The sequence below is a fragment of the Sinorhizobium sp. CB7 genome, assembly GCF_041357635.1.
Classification (GTDB): domain Bacteria; phylum Pseudomonadota; class Alphaproteobacteria; order Rhizobiales; family Rhizobiaceae; genus Rhizobium.
Map to the genome: position 1 here is coordinate 307,261 of NZ_JAULLL010000003.1, position 19,386 is coordinate 326,646.

General features: G+C 59.0%; 15 protein-coding genes. 7 read left to right on the forward strand and 8 right to left on the reverse strand.

Going from position 1 to position 19,386, the window contains the following annotated elements; genetic code table 11:
- Positions 1–18: 18 nt before the first annotated feature.
- On the reverse strand, positions 19–3,096 hold the full coding sequence (locus AAE029_RS08545) for an AAA family ATPase (RefSeq protein WP_371072392.1): 3,078 nt from the start codon (positions 3,094–3,096) through the stop codon (positions 19–21).
- Entirely contained in the window at positions 3,093–4,235 is a 1,143-nt protein-coding gene (locus AAE029_RS08550) for an exonuclease SbcCD subunit D (protein WP_371072393.1), read from the reverse strand. Before AAE029_RS08550 ends, AAE029_RS08545 begins: the two co-directional genes overlap by 4 nt.
- A gap of 655 nt (positions 4,236–4,890) precedes the next feature.
- On the opposite strand from AAE029_RS08550, the gene AAE029_RS08555 reads away from it, so the two are divergent.
- The 3 genes from AAE029_RS08555 (at position 4,891) to AAE029_RS08565 (ending at position 5,928) form a co-directional block, all read left to right on the forward strand.
- Positions 4,891–5,028 (forward strand): hypothetical protein, encoded by a 138-nt coding sequence (locus AAE029_RS08555; protein WP_371072394.1) that lies wholly within the window; start codon positions 4,891–4,893, stop codon positions 5,026–5,028.
- Positions 5,029–5,260: 232 nt separating this feature from the next.
- Complete coding sequence (locus tag AAE029_RS08560) at positions 5,261–5,488, forward strand: CopG family transcriptional regulator (protein WP_371072395.1); 228 nt, start codon at positions 5,261–5,263, stop codon at positions 5,486–5,488.
- Positions 5,485–5,928: a TA system VapC family ribonuclease toxin gene (locus AAE029_RS08565; RefSeq protein ID WP_371072396.1), complete on the forward strand. Its 444-nt coding sequence runs from the start codon at positions 5,485–5,487 to the stop codon at positions 5,926–5,928. The genes AAE029_RS08560 and AAE029_RS08565 overlap by 4 nt, the downstream gene beginning before the upstream one ends.
- Before the next feature lie 457 nt (positions 5,929–6,385).
- Here AAE029_RS08565 and AAE029_RS08570 read toward each other — a convergent pair whose 3' ends face one another.
- Positions 6,386–7,750, reverse strand: coding sequence for an MFS transporter (locus tag AAE029_RS08570; protein WP_371072397.1), 1,365 nt, complete (start codon positions 7,748–7,750; stop codon positions 6,386–6,388).
- 97 nt (positions 7,751–7,847) lie between these two features.
- Here AAE029_RS08570 and AAE029_RS08575 point away from each other — a divergent pair, with 97 nt between their 5' ends.
- The 4 genes from AAE029_RS08575 to AAE029_RS08590 all read left to right on the forward strand — a co-directional run bounded on the left by AAE029_RS08575 (position 7,848) and on the right by AAE029_RS08590 (position 11,434).
- Complete coding sequence (locus AAE029_RS08575) at positions 7,848–8,750, forward strand: LysR family transcriptional regulator (protein WP_371072398.1); 903 nt, start codon at positions 7,848–7,850, stop codon at positions 8,748–8,750.
- A gap of 340 nt (positions 8,751–9,090) precedes the next feature.
- Positions 9,091–9,375 carry a hypothetical protein gene (locus tag AAE029_RS08580; protein WP_371072399.1) on the forward strand — a complete coding sequence of 95 codons (285 nt, stop codon included), beginning with the start codon at positions 9,091–9,093 and terminating at the stop codon, positions 9,373–9,375.
- Between the two features lie 49 nt (positions 9,376–9,424).
- On the forward strand, positions 9,425–9,754 hold the full coding sequence (locus AAE029_RS08585; protein ID WP_371072400.1) for a GNAT family N-acetyltransferase: 330 nt from the start codon (positions 9,425–9,427) through the stop codon (positions 9,752–9,754).
- A 39-nt stretch (positions 9,755–9,793) separates the two neighbouring features.
- Positions 9,794–11,434, forward strand: a complete 1,641-nt coding sequence (locus AAE029_RS08590; protein ID WP_371072401.1) for a winged helix-turn-helix domain-containing protein — start codon at positions 9,794–9,796, stop codon at positions 11,432–11,434.
- Positions 11,435–11,693: 259 nt separating this feature from the next.
- Here AAE029_RS08590 and AAE029_RS08595 read toward each other — a convergent pair whose 3' ends face one another.
- The 5 genes from AAE029_RS08595 to AAE029_RS08615 form a co-directional block, all read right to left on the reverse strand.
- Positions 11,694–12,623 carry an MYG1 family protein gene (locus tag AAE029_RS08595; RefSeq protein ID WP_371072402.1) on the reverse strand — a complete coding sequence of 310 codons (930 nt, stop codon included), beginning with the start codon at positions 12,621–12,623 and terminating at the stop codon, positions 11,694–11,696.
- An 815-nt stretch (positions 12,624–13,438) separates the two neighbouring features.
- Positions 13,439–15,646, reverse strand: coding sequence for a hypothetical protein (locus tag AAE029_RS08600; RefSeq protein WP_371072403.1), 2,208 nt, complete (start codon positions 15,644–15,646; stop codon positions 13,439–13,441).
- A gap of 267 nt (positions 15,647–15,913) precedes the next feature.
- Entirely contained in the window at positions 15,914–16,570 is a 657-nt protein-coding gene (locus AAE029_RS08605; RefSeq protein WP_371072404.1) for a hypothetical protein, read from the reverse strand.
- A 12-nt stretch (positions 16,571–16,582) separates the two neighbouring features.
- Positions 16,583–17,707, reverse strand: coding sequence for a DUF2235 domain-containing protein (locus AAE029_RS08610; RefSeq protein WP_371072405.1), 1,125 nt, complete (start codon positions 17,705–17,707; stop codon positions 16,583–16,585).
- 98 nt (positions 17,708–17,805) lie between these two features.
- A complete protein-coding gene (locus tag AAE029_RS08615; RefSeq protein ID WP_371072406.1) occupies positions 17,806–19,386 on the reverse strand; it encodes a hypothetical protein in 1,581 nt (526 codons plus the stop codon).

Below are 19,386 nucleotides of genomic sequence, written 5' to 3' on the forward strand. Positions count from 1 at the left end.
CTGACTGGTTTATGCGGTTCAGATCATTCCTCGCGCCTCTATGAAGCTTCCGAGCGGCTCCTTTCGCACGTAGAACCCGTTCGGAATGCTCTCCTGGACGAGCGGAACGTGCGATATCAGACCGACTACGCGACGCTGGCCGACAAGATTGGTCAGGACCTGAAGCACCTGATCGAGCGTGCCGGACTCGTTCTCGGTGTCGAGACTGCCGAAGCCTTCATCGATGAAGATGGTATCGAGCCGCACCTGGCCGCTTACACTCTCGACAATGTCCGAAAGACCGAGAGCCAGTGAAAGGGCAGCCATGAAGGTTTCGCCGCCCGACAGCGTTGAGGTCGGACGCGCCTTGCCGGTGTGAACGTCGAAAGCGCGAATGCCGAGGCCCTGGCGCGAGCGCCCTCCGCCGGTCTCGATCTCGCGCTCGAGGCTATAGCGTCCGCCCGACATTGGACCGAGCCGCTGATTGGCCGCGGCCAGCACCTGGTCGAACATCGCGCCGATCGCAAAGGTTTCAAGATCGAGGCGAAGCGGGTTATCGGCGTTGAACAGAGCCGCAAGCGTTCGCAGCGACGCTGTCTCGGCTTCGACGCGGTCGAGACGCTGGAGTTCGCTGGCAATCTCAAACCGCAGCCTGTTGAGATGCTGCAGTCGAGCCTGCGATCGAGCCAAGACGCTCTTTACCGCATCAAGATCGTCTTCTGCTGTGCGTTGAGCGGCTTCGAGAGCAGTGATGTCGGGTCTCTCGCGTCCCTCCATGGCCCTGGAAAAAGTCTCGTCGTTGCTGCGGGCAATCGCTACGGCACTGCGGTAGTCCGCGACCTCCTGCTCGTACGTCTCGATCAGATCGATCAGTGGCTTGAAGGCCGCAAATTGCTCTTCGGTCAATCCGCTCTGCTCAAGCCGCGCAGTCAATTCGGCGCTGGTCTTGTCACGGCGCAGAGCTGCCAATTCAAGCGCCTGCCTTGCCGCCTCCATCTTCGAACTGGCAATCAGAGCTGCTTCGCGACACTGTCGCGCGTCCTCCTCGGCGTTTCGCGCAGTCGTTCGCCTGGCCGACAGCTCGCGTTGATTTTCCGCCAGTGCCGTCGAAAGCGCGTTCGGCTCGCGCAGCAATTCCGGCACAGATGCGATCGCCTGTTCAAACCTGTCGCGAGCAACGGTTTCGGCGGTTTTCAAGCTGTTCAGTTCCGTGCGGATGTCCTCCCGCAGGTGCTCCGCCGATTTGATCTCCGTTGTGATCGCAACTATCCGCATCTCAGCCGCAGCGAGGTCTGCGACAGGCCCGAGCTCTCCCATCTGGGCAATAATCTCGGACACGGCCGCCTGAAGATCTTCAACGGGCCATTCGGGGGGCGCCAACTCTTCGAGCCGCGCCTGGCGCTCCTGCAGGCGCGTTTCGGCGGAGGCCAGTCGCCGTGCCGCATCCTGGCTAGACAGTTGCGCCCTTTCCAAATCGACCTTCGCGTCCTTGAAGGCTTGATCAAGCCCAACGTTCTCGATTCTGCCGGAGGCAGGTGTCGGATGCGTCAGGGATCCGCAAACGGAACAAGCCTCCCCTGGCCGCAATTTGGCGGCAAGATGGATGGCCTGCACATTCGCAAGTGCGAGCTCCGCGGCAACAAAGCGTGCCTGTGCGTCCGTCTCCCTTTGGATGCAGGCCGTGTGCTCGATCGCTAAAGCATCCTTCTCTTCCAAAGCTTCCTTAGCCGCAGCCGTGGCAGTATCGTAGAGTTCAGCTGACTTGAGTGCGCTTTCGGCGATCATGCGATCAACCGCAAGACGCTGTCTCAGCGTCTCCCGCTCCCGAGCGGCCTGAAGTGCCTGCTCGCGCGCCGTCTTTTCGTGATAGTGTCCTTCAATCCGATCAAGCACGCCATCGAAGGCAATTTGAGCCTGCTCGACGGCCGATCTTGTCGCAGCCACCTTCGCCGCAGACTGATCGGCATCCGACAATGTCGCCCGGTGGCGTCTAAGTTCCTCGCCGATCTGGCTGAGGCGGTCAAGCTCGCCCGCGCGTGCCAATTCCTGTTCGTGTGTTCTCGCTGCGGCCTCGGCCTTGACCACAGCCGCTTCGTTGGTCTCCGTTGCCGATTCCAAGGCCGCTATGGCCTTTGCCACGTCATCTTCGGCCTCCCGTGCGTGACGCTCGACGTCGACAAGCAATCGAGCGCGTTTGGCGCTGTCAATGCGGAGTTCCAATTCGTGGATATGGTCAGCTCTGCCGGCAAGAGCCGCCAACTCCAATTTCGCACGCTCGGTCTGAAGGAATTGATCCTCCAGCTGCCGCGCTGCGGAGAGCGCCGACGTGGTGGTTGCGAATGCCGCCGCGGCGGTCATCTCCCTGGTGGTTTCGACCTCGATGGCAGCGTGGGCAGCGTCGATTCCTGCCACGAGCGCGTCCGGGCTCTCAAAGCCTTCCGAAGCAAGCCTTGCGGCGCAGACCTGCCGGGCTTGTTTGATCTCGCGTTCGGCCTCTGCCGCATCTTCCTTGAACTTTGCAGCCATGCGCCGATAGATCGAGACGTCGAACAGCTCGCGCAGGATCTCAAGCCGCTTGTCGGTCTTGGCGGCCATGAAGGTTTCGAACTTGCCCTGCGGCAACAGGACGATTTGCCGGAATTGCTCGGCGCCATAGCCGAGGATGCCCACAATCGCGTCCCGGACCTGGCCGGTCTTCCTTTCCGCGATCGGCTCTCCTGGACTGGCGTCTGTAATCTCTTCCAGCGACCGCCCTGTTGCCTTGAAGAGCCAGGCCTCGTGAGCGTCCCGGGTCTCACCGCCGCCGCGCTGTTTAGGCCGGGTCTGCTCGGGCCGCCGCCGCACGACGTAGCGATCGGCGCCGATGTCGAACACGAACTCGACTTCTGTTGGAAGGCTGGCGTCGGCGTGGTCGGAGCGAAGCGATGCGGTCTCCTGGTCCGCTTTCGAAGACTCGCCGAAAAGCGCAAATGTCATGGCGCTGAATATCGACGATTTGCCGGAACCTGTCGGCCCGTAAATTCCAAATAAGCCTGACGACACCGCTTCCCGAAAATCCACGACGGTGCGGCCGGCATAAGGCCCGAACGCCTGCATCGTCAGCCTGATCGGTCTCATGCGTCGGCTCCCGCGCGGTGAAGATCCGCGAGAGCGGCGCCGATCAGTTGCAGCTCCGGGTCGACCGGATCTTCGTTGCGGACATGGCTGAGGAAGTCCCGCACCAACCTGGCCGGATCATGCATCGAGGCCCGTTCGACCAATATCGGTTGTGATCCGAGGGGCCGTTCATCGCGCTCGTAGACAATCTGGCAGGCGTTCGGGAACACTTCGCGAAGACGCTTCATCGGATCGATCAGCGGCGCCTCATCTGTCAGGATGGCCTTGATGAAGTCCAGCGATGCCGGGTTGTCGAGTAGGTCCGCGAGCTTTCCGCGCACCACCCGAACGCTGCGGAGTGGCATGAAGGGGACAGGCGTGATCTCGGCATTGCCGTCTCGGTCAAGATCCACAAGGGTCATCGATTTTGTCTTGCCGGCCTCGTCAAAGCCGAATGCCAGCGGTGCGCCGGAATAGCGGATGTGTTTCATGCCGACCGAATGCGGCAGGTGCAGGTGGCCAAGCGCGACATAGTGGGCACCGTCAAACGCGTCGTGACGCACCGTCTCGATACCGCCGACACGCGCAAGCGGCCGCTCTGTTTCGCCGGCGGATCCGCCTTCGACATAGGCATGCGCAACGATGACCCAGCGCGCCCCCGCGGGAATATGCTTCCTTGCTGCGGAGATCTGCGCCTTGATGACGTCGGCAGGCAGCGCGATCGTCTCGTCTGCAAAGCACTCGCGGGCGGCAAACTCGTAGCCGAAGGGAAGCGCGGAAAAAGCGACAGGCCCGAATTCGTCACTCAGGATGAGCGGCGTTTCGTCCGAAAGCAGAGGACCACGGATCAAGGCGCGCCGCGTGTCGGTCATGACTGACATCGCGCCGATCCTGTCGCCGGAATCATGGTTGCCGGCGATCATGATGACGGCTGCGTCGGTCTCGCGCGCGATACGGCCAAGGAAATCATTGAACTGGCGTACCGAGCTTGCAGGCGGTGAAGCGCGATCAAAGATGTCGCCGGCGATGATGACCGCATCAGGCCGGTACGCCTGGATGGCCTGGACGATCTGGGAAAGGATGTCTGCGTGATCGTCCTCGAGGGAGATGCCGTGAAACTGGCGTCCGAGATGCAGGTCTGCGGTGTGAAGGATGCGCATGCAGTATCCGTGTTTTGCCCGTAGGGAAGCGGCTGGACGGACGATCATATGCCATCATCAATGGGGAGTGGCCTTCGTCCGGTCTAGGCCAAGCCACTATACGTCAATGACGTCGGGCGCCGACCCGGGGCGCTGGATTGTCCCCACATTTTTGCCGGGGAGCCAGGCATTACAATGCGCAAAGTCAGGCGGCGAGCTTGTTGTTGAGCTCATCGCCTGGGGAAATTTACCGGTGGTTATCCTTACCTGGGCGTTGAATTTGCAAGGCCAGTTTTCGCATGCCTGAATGAGCGGGCGCGATCGCTATTTTTCCATAGCAATCGTGTGGGGAGGCCCGGTCCGGTCCGTCTCAGCCACTGCAGCGGCCGGGTCTCTTCTTCTGACACGGTGACGGAAAGGTGAACAAGACGGCAGCTCGGTGCGGTGGATGATATCGTTTCCAGGGCGCTGTTTGCGGAATGGTTTCGGAACGTCGCTAGGCGACCACGCTCTTTGCCTTCGGCACGGAGCCTGAAGTCTCCGCCCGTGCGGGTAACGATCGCTCGCGCACGTACGTGAAGCCGGCAGTAGAATCGATCACTCCAGTGAGACCGGCCGCCGCCCTATCCTCTCAGACCTTGTGTAGAAGCGTCGTTCTTCACGCGCGCAGGCAATCGTGACGTCGGAAGGTGCCGCCTTTGCAACGGCTGCTCGTGACATAAATGAAGAAGCGATGGCGGTCACTGCGGCCGCGCTTGGCAAGGCCGTTAGCGACGCCGTGCTCGAAGTCTTCGACGGCCTGCTTGATGGATGATCTCAAGCCACGGGCTTTCAAAAGATTGAACACCTGATGCGGCCACAAGGCTGCCTTGAACGGATTCGAACCGGAGACCGCGTTTCGCGCACAGATTTGAGATCGTAATTTCATCCGTTTCCGTCGATGAACAGATTGGACCAATGACTGCGTCTTCCTTCGGTATTCGTCTTGAGAAGGCCGACTTCTTGCTCTATATGATGCGTGATGATTGATGCGTGATGAGGCGGATATGAGAACGACCCTGGCAATCGACGACGATGTCCTGATCGCCGCAAAGGCGATGGCAGCGCAGCAGCGCCGAAGCGTCGGCGAGGTCATTTCCGAGCTGGCGAGACGTTCCCTGCGTCGGCCGCACAGCAGCGGCGAGCGCAATGGAATACCTCTCCTGTCACCTCGGCCGGATGCGCCGCCTGTAACGCTCGAAATCGTCAACGCCTTGCGGGACGAGCTACCGTGACTTTCCTGCTCGACGTCAACGTGCTTATTGCCTTGATCGATCCGGGCCATGTAGCCCATGACGATGCGCACGAATGGTTCGCGGCGATGGGTCAGACCGCGTGGGCTACCTGCCCCATTACCGAAAATGGTGTCATCCGGATTGTCGGCAACCCCAAATATCCCAATTCTCCCGGTTCACCGTCACTCGTGGTGGCGATCATCGGCAAATTGCGGTCGCTCCCCGGTCATAGTTTTTGGCCGGACGATGTGAGCCTTGTCGGGTCAGGTGATATCGCTCCTACGAAAATCCTAACGCCGGGGCAGGTAACTGATACCTATCTGCTTGCGCTCGCCAAGACCCGTGGGGGCCAGCTGGCGACATTCGATCGCAAGCTCTCAGCAGCGGCGGTTACAAGGGGCAATACTGCCTTGCACCTGATCACCACAGATAAATCGTGAGTTCCCTCGATACATATGCGACTTTTCGGAGAACGGATGACGAACTCCAGATGCTTGGGATCAGCTCTCCTCAAACCGTAACTGGAACTATGTCCGGCCGCGATCAGGTCTGCCGGTTTCAGGTCGGGAGCTGTCATCAATTCGCTACTCATCCTGATTGTCCCGCATGACGTGGTGTGCCGCTCCGGCGGGGTGGTCTCGGGCGCGGCAGAGTAGGTCAGGAGTTCAGGGCGCTGTTGAGATCATGCAACCCGACGATCAGGCCGGCATGCTGAATGGATCCGGCCCAGTTCTCAAGCGCAGCACAGCATCCAGCCCTCTTTCACCAGGTGGCGAGTAGTCGTCTTTTGGCCCACGTAAATCGGTTGCCGAGTCCGGAGCAATGCCTTTGACTTATTACATCGCAACGAGATGAAGGGACAAAGAACGACCGGGAGGACCCTTCTCCGACCGCTCATCATGCTTCGGTCTCGGTGGCTGGCAACGCTTTGGCACCGATAACAAGGGCGGCGACAACAACGGCTGTCGCCGCAAGAAGTGCGATTTGCAGGCGAGCCGTATCTCTCACTCCATCAGCGCCGCCAAGAAGGATTCCATAGCATGCGACGCCAAATGCTCCGCCAAGTTGCCTCGCCGTGGTGAGCGTACCTCCTGCAATGCCGGCAAGTGCGCTTTCAACCACAGACAGTGCCTCAGCGGAAAGCGCCGTCACGGCAATCGCTGATCCCGCACCAATTGTGAACATTCCGGGGATCAGCCAACCGTAACTGCCAAGGCCCATGCCGGCGCTGAGTTCGACATATCCAAGACTTGCCAGGCCGAGACCACTCAGGATGGGAACGCGGGCGCCATATCGAGCGACCATCGCACCACCGACGAGATTGGCTCCTGAAATGCAAAGCGTCAGCGGCAGCAGTGCAAGTCCTGTCTCGAAGGCCCCGAAACCGAGACTACGGAACCTCAGGCTGAGCGCGAAGAGCATGCCATAGAAACCATAGTTGAGCGCAAAACCGGCAAGGCAACATACCGTAAACCTGGCCGAGGCGAACAGCGCAGGCGGAAGCATAGGATCGACCCGACGCTTCTCGAGAGATAGAAACAGGAGCAAGCCAGCCGCGGCCACGGCGAGCGCAGCCAAAACCATGGGACTTGCGAAGCTTCTCTGTCCGGCTTCGATGAGCGCCAGCGTAAAGCTGGCCATTGTCACGATCGCAAAACACTGACCAAGAGCGTCGAACGATCGGCCGTTCTCCAGGGGATCGCCGCGGGCCAAATTGCCGAGGTACAAGGCCGCAAGCAGGACTGGAACATTTATGAGGAAGATCGCGCGCCACCCGGCAAGTTCCAGCAGCGCTCCGCCGATCAGCGGACCGGCGGCCATTGCACTGCCACCGCACATGGCCCAGATGGCAACTGCTCTTGATCGTCGCTGACGGTCAGGAAATCCGGCGGCAATGAGTGCCAGGGATGCCGTCACAATCGCGGCGGCCCCTATCCCCTGCAATGCGCGTGCGAAGATCAATCCGCTGGCGCTTCCTGCCGTCCCGCAGTAAACCGACGCCGAGAGGAAGATCATCGAGCCCGCCAGGTAGGAGCGCCTGGCACCTAATCTGTCGCTCACGGCACCGGCACTGAGCAAGAACCCGGCAAAAGCGATTGTATAAGCATTCAGAACCCATTCGAGCATACTCAGGTCGCCGCCGAACGACAGCCGAAAATCCTCGAGAGCCACATTCGCGACGGTCCCGTCCAAGCTGACAACGACGAAGCCCAGACAGGCGGCCGCGAGGGCAAAGGCGGCCGAGGATGATTTTTCAGACATCGATCTCGCTTTCAAAAGAAATGAGACCGACTTAATTCATAACTTCGTCCATGATAATCGAATGAAAATTAGGCGCAGAATCAAGGAAAACTTGGGAATGGATCTCTTGGTCGCTATCGAGGCCTTCGTCAAAGTGGTCGATACCGGCAGCATGGCAGCGGCAGCGCGGTACCTCGGCGTGTCCGCTACGCAGGTCGGCAACCGCATTACAGCGCTTGAGGACAGGCTCCATGCGAAGCTCCTGATCCGCAGCACGCGTCGCCTCGATCTCACATCCTTCGGCCGCGATTATCTGGAACGATCCCGGGAGATTCTGCAGCGGTTGGCGGACGCCGACCTGTTGGCCGAGGCTCGACAGGCGGAGCCACGTGGCCACCTCCGCTTGACAGCGCCGGTGGTATTCGGATCGGAGATGCTGCTTCCCGGCTTGGCCCCATATCTTGAGCGCTATCCGAACGTCAGTGTCGACGTGGATCTTACCGATACGCTCGTCGACATCGATGCTGCCGGCTTCGACGCCGGCATCAGGATCGGCACGCCTCCCCCGAGCGATTTCGTGGCGCGTCCGCTCGCACCCTATAGTCTGATGATCTGCGCGGCTCCCTCCTACCTCGCGCGTCGGGGCGTTCCCGTCGCCCCTTCGGATCTGGCCGGCCACGACTGCTTGCTCTATGGAAGTCCAGGCACAGGCGACGATAGGGAAACATGGCGGCTTAATGGTCCGGATGGCCCGATTACCGTCCAGGTTACCGGTCGCCTACGAGCTTTCGGTGCCCAGGGATTGCGCCGTGCAGCGGGGGCAGGAATCGGCATTGCTTTGCTGCCGGATGTGATTGCGCAGGCCGATATCGAGGTTGGCCTCCTATGTCCGGTGCTGGAGAGCTATCGTCCTGCCGAGCGCCCTTTGAATATTCTATTCCGCAGGGAGCGGCATATGTCCAGGCTGTTCCGCAGCCTGCTTGATCACGTGATGGAGGTGCATGGCTCCAACAGCCAGTAAATGAGCGACGTGGCTGCTGTCGACCGCAAACGGAGAATCCGGCATCCAATTCATCATTGGACATCTCGTCTCCTTCTGGTGCCTGCCGACGATTTATGAGAGATCGGCGCGAGCGGTAAAACCTACAATCGCGATTTAGCGACCGTCGCGGTCGCAAGCCGGCTCCTGATATTATGACATTGCGTGAAGACTAATTTGGTGCGGCACGCTCACAATCGTCCGGATCGGGCTTTGAGTCCCACCCTTCAGCCAGATTTCATGGAAATTTCCTCGAATGATCCGGACATTCAATCAGCCGGATGGGAGCCTTGCTCATCTTCACAAACCAGCGGAGAGAGCGATGGCAGATATTCGCACCGACCGGCCAATGTCAGCGGCGGCCATAATTCAGGTCATGCACCGGTTCCTGAGACGAGCGATTGCAATCGAGCCCCCCGATGGCGTGGACCTGGAGTTGCGTCGGTGGGATAGAAAGACTATCCAGGCGCTTTCCATGTTGAGCGACGAGCACCTGAACGATATTGGCCTCTACCGCAAGCCGTGCCGTGTCAGGACCGACCATCTCTCCCGGGACTTTCATCTGGGTAAGGAAATCGAATTTACTTACCATCGCTTGGATGACTAACTGTATTTTCGTGCTTGCGTGTTGAGCTTCGCCGTTCGGAAGGGCAATCGTGAACAACAAGCAGGTTGGTTGTATGACAACAGACGTGCTCTTACGGCGCCTCTATAACGAAAGGGAATGCAGGGGGACCGGCCTGGCCGGCCGGCTGCTCGATGAGGCCCGAAGCGAATGCCGTCGGCGCGGAGCGGTCAAATTGCGGCTGACCGTGTTCGAAAAAAACGCTCGCGCGATTGCCTTCTATAGGCAATCGCGATTTGCTGTGAAAGGATTGACAGCCTTTCACGTCGCCCATGATGTGCAGAGAGATATCGAAATGGCGATCCCGGTCGATGCGGCCGAGCGCGGCCACAATACCGGACCTGGTGGCCAAGGCGGCTAATTCAGGAAGATGTTCGCACCGACTGATCAGGGGAGGTCGATGAAGCCCGCGCTGATCTACGAATTCAGAGGCCACCTACTCGATCTCGGCCGTCGACGGCTTCAGCGTGGCGGCAGCGACATCACAATACGTCCGAAATCGTTGGCGCTTCTGGTGTATCTGATAGAGAATCCTGGCAGGGTCATAGACAAGGAAGAGCTGATCGGCGCGATCTGGCCGAACTCTATTGTCACGGACGATTCTCTCAGCCAGTGCCTGAAGGATGTGCGCGCAGCCCTGGGCGCGGAAGCTGAGGGTCTTATCAGGACGGTGCCGCGACGCGGCTATATCGTGGACGAAGGGCAGATCCGGTGTCGAAGCGAGCTTCCTTCGCCGCAATCGGAGAAGCCTTCCATAGCTATCCTGTCCTTCCGGCCGCTGGCGAGCGACCGCGAACACCATTGGTTCGCGGAAGGATTGACCGAGGACATTGCGATGGCGCTGACACGAAGTCGACAACTGATGGTCGTCTCGAGGCTCGCCCGACCTGTCGAGCCGAACGTTTCGCGGTCGGTGGCAGAGGTCGCCGGCGCGCTCGGCGTCCGCTACGTCGTGGACGGCAGCATTCGATTGGTGGGGGATCGTCTACGCGTGTCATCCCAGCTTGTCGACGCGCATTCGGGCGCAATCCTATGGGCGGATCGCTTCGATCGATATCTGAACGACGTCTTTGCCATTCAGGATGAGATTACCGAAGCGATCGTAAGACACCTCGAAATCAAACTCCTGCCTCAGGAACGGCGCTCCATACAACTGTCCCGAACCGATAGTATGGAGGCCTACACCTACTACCGGCACGGATGGCAACTGGCGCGCCATTGGACGAAGGCTTATCTACTGGTCGCTCGCCGGATGTTCACCCGGGCGACCGAACTCGATCCGACCTTCGCACGCGCGCATTCGGCCATTGCCCTGTGCGATTGTTTTCTGCTGGAATGGTTCGCCAGCAAGGAAACCCCGGGCTCAATTCTCGCCATGGCGGAAAAGGCGCTTGCGTTCGATGCAAACCTTGCGGAGGCGCATGTGGCCCGCGCCCTGGCTTTCCAGAAATCCGGCCGCATAGACGATGCCTGGACCGCTTATGCGGAAGCCCTGGCCATCGACCCGACCTGTTTTGAAGCGCGGTTGTTTGCGGGTTTCCTTGCCTGGACACAGGGACAACGCGACGTCGCCATGGCGCAATTCGTCGAGGCGGCGCAGCTGCGGAGGGACGACTACCTCGGCCCATATTTCGTTCTCGCCGCAATCGACAAAGCCAATCCCGAAAAGCTCAAATGGGCTCAACTCGCTCTCGAACTGGCGGAACACGCGGCAGTCCTTCAACCCGACAACCCCGCACCTTTGTCCCGGGGTGCTGTGGCGCTCTATCACCTCGGCAAATTCCAGGAAGCCGTCTCGTGGATCAAGCGCGCCTTGATACTCGATCCCGACGATCCGATCACAAACTACAATGCCGCGGCGGTATATTCCGTCATCGGCGACCAGGAGACCGCGTTCCGATTTCTCGAAGCCTATGTCCAGCGCAGCTCGGAGGACATGGTTGATCTGGTCAGGAATGACGACGATCTGGCTGGCATCCGGGCCCATCCGGGGTACGATGAACTCCTGGCAAGGAGCTGGGGTCTCATTTCGTCGCCCTGATGGCCGGTCCGTCCTCCCGACGGCCTCTGCGCACGAGGTTACTCAAAGATGACCACGGCGTCCGGTCGTCTAGGCGGATTGTTTTCGCTGGATTGTTACATGGACGGATTGCCGCGTTCATTACGTGAGCAGATTTCATCCAACTGACGCCATTCCAACAGAACTGTCTGTAAATGTCACTCTGCGTCCGATCACGGCCATCACTGACGCATGCTCGCTCGCCGACGATGGGCGAGCAAGCCAGGCCACGATGCGGTCCTCAGCCAACTCGTCTCTCTGTGTCTTTGACCGCCAGATCGGCCAGCGCAAGTGCGGCCTCTCGCGTTCTGGCGACTGCGATAAAACGGCCGTTATGGCAAAAGCTGGCGCCTTCGACCCCGGTAACTACCTCAAGGTCGCGGCCACTCAGCCCCGCCCAGGCGGCGGGAAGATCCGCGCGCAGTTCGAACCCCTCCTCCGCGCGACGAATTCCGGTCAGGCACCAATCGTTCTCCCGCGGATGGACCACGAACAGGAGATGATCGGCACCCGCCTTGACGATAGCCGGCCGAAACGGCATGCCCATCGGCAGTTCGAGAACGCGACCCGCTCCGACAGAGCCGATGGCCCGCAGCACCAGCGCTTCTGCGCGCAGCTTGGCATGGATTCCGCCAATTTTCGCTTCGACGAAACTGCGGGCGATCGCCATCGCAGCGTGGAATGCCCGATCGGTCGCCTCCGGATGCGCATCATCGAACACAGGTTTCAGTGTTTCGAGCAAAGACGGCAGCGTCAGTCCGGCCAGCAGCCCGGCGCTGTCGGGGCTGAGCGCACCATTGTCGACCAGGTCGACCGGCAGCACGAAGCTCACATCGAAGGCAGCATGCACGGGTTCGATGTAGGCGTCCGGTACAGAGAGGGCGGCGAGATAGTCGCGGCCGAAATGTTTCCAGATCAACCCGAACGAACTGTAAGGCCGGCCATCGTCGCGCTGCGGTGCTCCGCGCTGATGATGATCGAAAATTCCGGCATCGGCATCATAGGCACCGCCGACATCGTAGACGATGCGATCGGCGCCGGCGGTGGTCCATTCCGGCGCCCTGCTTCGAAGCAGTCGCGCTTCTGGGAAAAGTCGCGTGAGGAGGACGCTGGACAACACTTCGTCGGCATGAAAGCCGCCGGAATGCGTGACGAGGAAAGCTGGAATCATACCGCCATGACCTTATTGTTCGCGAACTGGACGGACCGGCAGATAGCCAGTTTTGGATGTCATCTCAACCCGCTCACTGCTGAGGCGGAGAGACGTGCACAAGCGGCTCACCGATTTTTGTCGCTGGACAGAAGCGATCTGCGCGCTGTGGCTCCCACGGGATATCGCCCGGGGAAATTTACCGGTCGTTATCCTTACCTGAGCGTTGAATTTGAAAGGCCAGTTTTCGCATGCCTGAATGAGCGGGCGCGATCGCTATGCTTTCCCATAGCGGTCCGTGGGGAGGCTCGGTCCCGTCCGTCTCAGCAGCTGCACGGCCGAGCCTCTTCTCTTGGCAGAGTGGCGGAAAGGTGAAGGAGCCTCCGAGATCAGGCCACCGTGGATGGGATGATACCGTTGACCAGCGGCTGTTTGCAGGTCCGTAACTGAGGGCAGGATAATGGCTTGGCGCGTCGCCATGCGACCGCGCTCTATGCCTTCGGCACGGAGCCTGAAGTCTCCGCCCATGCGGGAAACGATCGCTCGCGCACCTACGTGAAGCCGGCGGCAGGAGCGATCACTCCGGTGAAACCGGCCGCCGCCCTGCGTGCTGGCCGAGCCCTTGGGGCGCCGTTGGGGGACTCAGTAGGTTTTCAGGTGTTCCAGAAGCGCCATGCGATCGGGGTCGGCCAGGTCAGTACCCCACAGGTGGCCACCGCTTTCCGTCGCCGGTGCGCGTCGTGTCGACGAGACAGTTCGGCAGATTGCACTCTGTGGTCACGACGAAGCCGAGCTTCATCGGATCGTATTCGGACGGTTTAGCGAAACGAAAGATGTTACCTTGCAATCGTTTGGTTCTCGTTGTTCCGACGTGGCCATTTTAGCATCAGCCGTTTGAAGTAAGGCGGCATGGAGCGCAGGTCTTTTCGGACTGCAGCGAGCACATCCTTCGCAACATCGATGGCGTCCTTGCTACAATCGGGTTCCAACAATTGCTTCACTGTGGTGTGGATGGCTTGCAACTCGGTGATTGAGTCGCGAAGATTGTCGGAGAAAAAGGCGTCATCATCGATTTTTCCCAGAAAACTGCGCAGCATGCTTTCTTCGGTTCGGATGGCGGACAAGGCACGGGACGAGGGTGTATTGAACGCTCGAAACGCCGATATGTAGGCCTTGACAAGATGCGCTTCTATTAATTGAACTGAGTTTCCCTCTTCTGCGTAAATTGCAATCGCGTCCAGTATGTCGGCATGAGCGTCTTGAAGTAGGGATGAAGCATTCGGACTGAGCCTTTCGCCGATGTCAGAACGCGTGGCCGCAAGATTATGTTTCATCCATGCCCATTGAGGACGGTTCAGCCCTTTGTCGGTGGAATCGATTGCAGCGAGGTGAAAAGCACGCGCTTTCTCGAGCATTGGCAGTGCCTGGTCGTCGTCTAATTTTCCGGCATGCGCCCATAAGACGATGCCGAGGTTGGATTTCGCGACGCACCAAGCCTCGCTTCCGGCCTCAAGCATATCAATCGCCTTTTCGAAGGATACGACTGCGGCTCGAAAATGCTTTGTCGCTGCCGGGCCTTTCGATCGTTCTGCCAACAACTTGAGAGCGCAACCTCGACCATGGTGAACCGCCGACTCTGTTGTCTTGCTGAGGCCTCCGTTCTTCGCTGCGACGTATTCTAGCAATTGGGCCGCTTCTATCAGCGCCTTGCTGCCTGCGCGACCATGATCGCGTTCACCATATTGCGTGAGTGCGCTGGCAAGATCGATCGTGAATTGCAGACGCTCAACCTGCGGAAGACACGCGCAGTCCAAAGCCAGGAATTTGCGGCAAAGAGCGATAGCCGAGCGAAGGCCGTCTTGAGCGACCCTGGAGGGTACGCGGCGGGATAGAGCAACGTAGCCGCGCTGCACGGCCGCCAGCGCTTTGAAAGCAAAAGTTACACCGTGCTCGGCCGGGCTGGATGCGGCAAGAATTTCCTCCGACAGCGCAATTGCCTGGCGCAGCGGCGCGTGGTCGACATGACATTCACTAAAGCGGATTAGTTCATTTGCAAAATGGAGCTTGACAGCCAGACCATGTGTTTTGTCGGTCAAAGATGCGATATCGGCGCATTTGAGGAAAGCCGCACTCGCTGCCCTCCAATCGTTGTCCAACAGACTCGCTTGACCATAACTGAAATAGACGTCAGCAAGCTCGGTTAAAGGCTCTTTGATGGCCTCCTGCTGGCGTTCAATTGCCTTTGCGAAAGCGCGTCTGGCCTGCCCAATATCGCCTCGCTCCAATGCGGTTTGCGCTTCGATGACCAGCTTTTTAGACTCACTGTCGGAAACGCGAAGGGCACTGATCTCCTCTTGGAGTTGTTTGTAGCGAGCGGCGAAGGCCGCCGTCTCGTCCGCGAGTTCGGCAATCGTTGCGTTTGGGCTACCTCCCACCAAATAAGCGATTTGCCGACGAAGGGCATTTTCCGGTGTATTTTCGATCAGCGATCTCTCTCCGGACGAGACCCGCGCCAAAATCTCCGCCACCGTGGTCTGAAGCTTTCTCAGGTCGGGATTCGAGACTTTTTGATTGGGCAGATCGTCCCTGATGTCCGGATAGTCATCAATTGCAAGCGACAGGCGCTCCACACCAATAATCGTCGCTGTTTTCAGACCGAGCGTGAGCAGATCTCTAACAAGCGTCTCATCGGCGCTCGCGGTGTATTTACGGTTTGTGAAGACCACATAGTGATCGCAGATTTTGAGCTCGACGAGACGCCTGACCTTGTCATGCTCTTTTTTGAGTAAGGCAATAAAATCGCGATCCGAGCACGACTTGTCAGCAGACTTTACATGCTTTGCCTGAATAACCACGTGCCCGGTCAATGGAGCAGCAGCACTAGGAAAGCAAAGCGCAGTACCGAGGAACTTTCCGTCTCTTCCGCCATCCTTTCCAAGTGCGAAAGGTGTGACGCCGTTGCCGAACCACCGGGTACAGATTCGAACAACGAGAGTCTCGAATTCGTCGCTATCAAGCTCGTGAAGTCTGTAGTCCCTCCTCATCAGTCGATCCCATGGTTCGATACGAAGCTGTCGACCGTCGGCACCAGCTGACAGGTTCCGCAACACCGGCTTTCCTCGCTTTTAGGGTTCCTTTCGCTGCATGGTTAAGCAATGCTGCCGTTTTGCCATCGGGCGCCGTCAATGGCAGCATTCTGCGATTTTCGGCCAATCAGTATACAGCAAACGAGGGCAGCCTTCATTCTCCTGAGATGTGGAGCAACCTTGCTGCGCCGGATCGCCGAAACTGCTGCATTCAACCCGCCATCGTCATTCCAGCCGGTGCCGTATCGTGCGTGGCCAATTCGATGATGAGTTCAAACGCGGGGTCCCAATCCAAGCCGCCGCCCGGCAACCTGCTGGTAACCGGATCCCCATAGCGCCACAAAAGATCCCTGAAAGAAAGTCCGCCCAAGTGATCGCGCTCGATTCGAAGAGGTCATTTGAACCCAGAGAACGCGCAACGACGGCTGGGAAGAGGCAGATGCCATCGCGTGCCGAATAGACCATGACGGAGGCTTCTGCCGAGTGGCCTAGCATCTTGTCGACCTGCGAAAGCAATCTATCGTGATCCGCCCGGCGCAGTCCTTCGCCGGGCTCCTGCCGCTTCGCCTGGATCAGGATCATCGTATTGATCGTCCATTCTTGTTCATTGCAGCGGAAGCGAACCAGAGCATCGGCGCCGTTTTCACTTTCCTCTTTCTTGCGCGTCAGCTTTGCGCGAAGTTCAAACCTTCGAGGCAGGCCATTGAGCCTCGATTCTCCCTGCATATCGAGGATAGTCTGTAGAGCTGACAACAGCCCACTAGTGACATTTTCCTCGTCGGGCCACTGCCCAAGATATTTCTTATGAAACATGGTCGCCGACCTGTCTGCTGCCACCCTTGCGAGACCATCGAGCATGGTCTGAAACTCTGCTGCCGACATGGAAACCCCTCTCTACTTGTGTGGCCATATCTTAGATGCTTGGACCGCGCCCTCAGGCAATTTATAATTCCTGAGCATCCAAGCACTGTCATGGACGATTGGGTTCGGGCCAGGATCCCGGCGCCGGAAGACGTTGAAGCGCCAGCCTTTGCGGCCGGTCAAACTATCGAAACGGCGCTTCGGGACAAACTCGGCACCCCACCACTTCCACGTGAGAGATTCGTGAATTGGCAGGTCGTTATGATCGGCGTCCGCCGCGATCCGTTCAAGGAGCCACTTCTTGGCGTCATCGTCACAAATCAGGCCATTCTCCTCGGCTTCCTCCAGCATCCAAGCCAGCGCTACGCGCGACAGGCCGCTCTCGTCCTCTTTATAGCCGCCGCCCACGTCGCAATGCACACCGGCAAACCATATCTGCCTCACGTTGCGACCTTCGGGCGTCGCCGCTCGGTTGGTCCTGAAAAAGGCGCGCCTCTCGTCAAGTGCAAGGGCGTGGCGCAGGATTGCAATATCAGGGTTATCGTGCGTGTAAGGCAGGGCAGTAGGCGAACCAATCCAGCCGACGGAGCTCACGGTATCCCAGACGCCAACGAAGTGCGGCTTGCAATCTTGCGTTGCAAGCGTCTGCTTGAAGTCGGCGGCGAGTTGGAAATAGGCTCGACGGCGTTGTTCATTATTGCGCGCCTTCTCGATCGCCCAAAACATATCAACGAGATAAGGCACCAAGGCATCATTGCCTGGCATGAGGAGTCCATACATCTTGATGAGAGCAGCAAGAGCCCGTGCGGTGTAGGCACCGCGGCTGAAGCCAAAGATGAACAGCCGGTCCCCGGGCTTATAGTGCGCCATGATAAAGATGTAAGCATCAGCTATGTCACGCTTGAGGCCGTAACCGAAGGCAAGCCCTGCGATCTTGGCGAGTTTGCTACCCACGCCAGTTACAAATCCTGGTGGCGCTTTGGTGCCGACACCCGGGTGATAGTAGACCAGCTGGCGGTCGCGGTCCTTCACGAGGAGTTGGCAGAGCTTCGCGACGTTGGTTCGGTCCTCGGTAAATTGATTGGAGGTGCCGTCACAGCAAACGACGAGATTGCGAGAGACCGGCCTTTCCGGATCAATCTGCGTCACTTCGTTCATGAACTCCCCCCGGCTTTGTCTTCAAGTCCTCGTGACCATTGACAGGCATTTGGCGCTTGCAGCGCTCGCAAAGTGCATTTCAGATGCAGCTCATCCTGTCAGCCGGTTGCTTCGACCCGGTAGGTCAGCTCGACCCAGAGATCGCCATGGTCGATCGATACCGGATTCTTGGGGTCTGTCGGATTTGTCGTGAAAGCCAGCTTTTCGGTCGGCGGATCCCCGTCGCCTTTGACGATCCGCCCCCGGGTTTTGCTTTTCAAGTCCTCATACATCGGTCCATAGGGCATTTTCCACCCCTTGCCGGCCTCTGTCCGCCCCTTGCCTTGGATGGCCGCCACGGCTTCGACGACCGGAATGGCGGCTGACAGTCTCGGATCAGTCATCCGTTCAAGTCCGAGCGCCTTCAGAGTGGAATTGTGGCTGCCGTGATGGCCGGCCTTGTAGAAGGTCACGCGCCTTAACAAATCCTCGGCCGTAACCGGCGCGCGATCAGAATCGCTCTTGCGGACTGGCGGATAGGTCTGATTGTTCCACGACACCCAGTTGCCGACCTGGGCATCGCCCGGGAACAGCAGCACCTGTCTGTCGGGCAGCTCAAAAGCCAGTGCCAGGCTGGTGTTGTTGGTATCGGAATCCATTTTCAGCGCCAGCGCTTCGATCGACCCGGTCCAGTCGCTGTCGATTTGACGCCACCCTGCTGCCGGATCGTTGTAGAGGTTCTGCACAATGGGGCCGGTATCCATCTTTTTTCCGCGGGTGGTTTTTGGCTTGAGGGGCCGGTGATGCATTCGGGCAAAGGGTGTCGCATCACCGGTAGTCTCGGTGTGATTTGGTGCCGCATGCAGGGCCAACTGTGCCCTGGCGGCGCTTTCCGCCGCCGCTGCCGAATCCAATTGCGTCAGGTAGACTTCTTTCGTCGGTCCGGCTGAAGGACTGTCCTTCCTGAGCAGTGCCTCCAGTCGTGGAGGTCCGAGCACGTAGGCCGTGAGACCAAAATCGGAAAGGTCGATGACCTGCCCAGGCTCGAGATAGGACGTCGCCTCGACCCCGACTTTATCCTTCAGCATCTTGATGATGTCGGCCGTGCTCATCTGCCCGCTGGCAGCGAGGCCTGGCGCGTCGAGCGGCCCGGAAAAGGCTGCGAGAGCTGCGGCATTTTGGAGAGGTGCCGGAGCGGCGACGCCGAGCGCGGCGGCCAAGGATACCGCCGCCGCGAGGGCCTGTCTCGCCTGGCGAAAGCGCGCGCGCAACGCATTGGCTTGCGCATCCTTCGGGTTTTCCGTCCAGGCCAGCCAAAGCCGGTCAATCGTAAGATCGCTGGAAAGAAAGCCAGTCTTCTCGGCGGCAAAGCCGGACAGATGATCGAAGTGCTCGTGCGTGATGACTAGCAGATCGATCCGGCCATTCACCTCTTTAAGGACGTTTTTCGCGATCGCCGATATCTGATTTGGGCCGGCGATCACCGCCGCGAGCCGGTCTCGGCCGACTTCCTTCACGACAGCCTCACTGAGCTTACTGATCGCGTCACCACCTGAAACGACGTTTTGAAGAACGCCGCAATCGATCAGGATGGTTTTCGTAATATCGCCGGTCCCGCCCTTCACGGTCGGGCGAATAAGGAAGCAATCGCCGAGAATGCCACGATACATTCTGATAGTGAGTGATTTCAGAACAGCCAT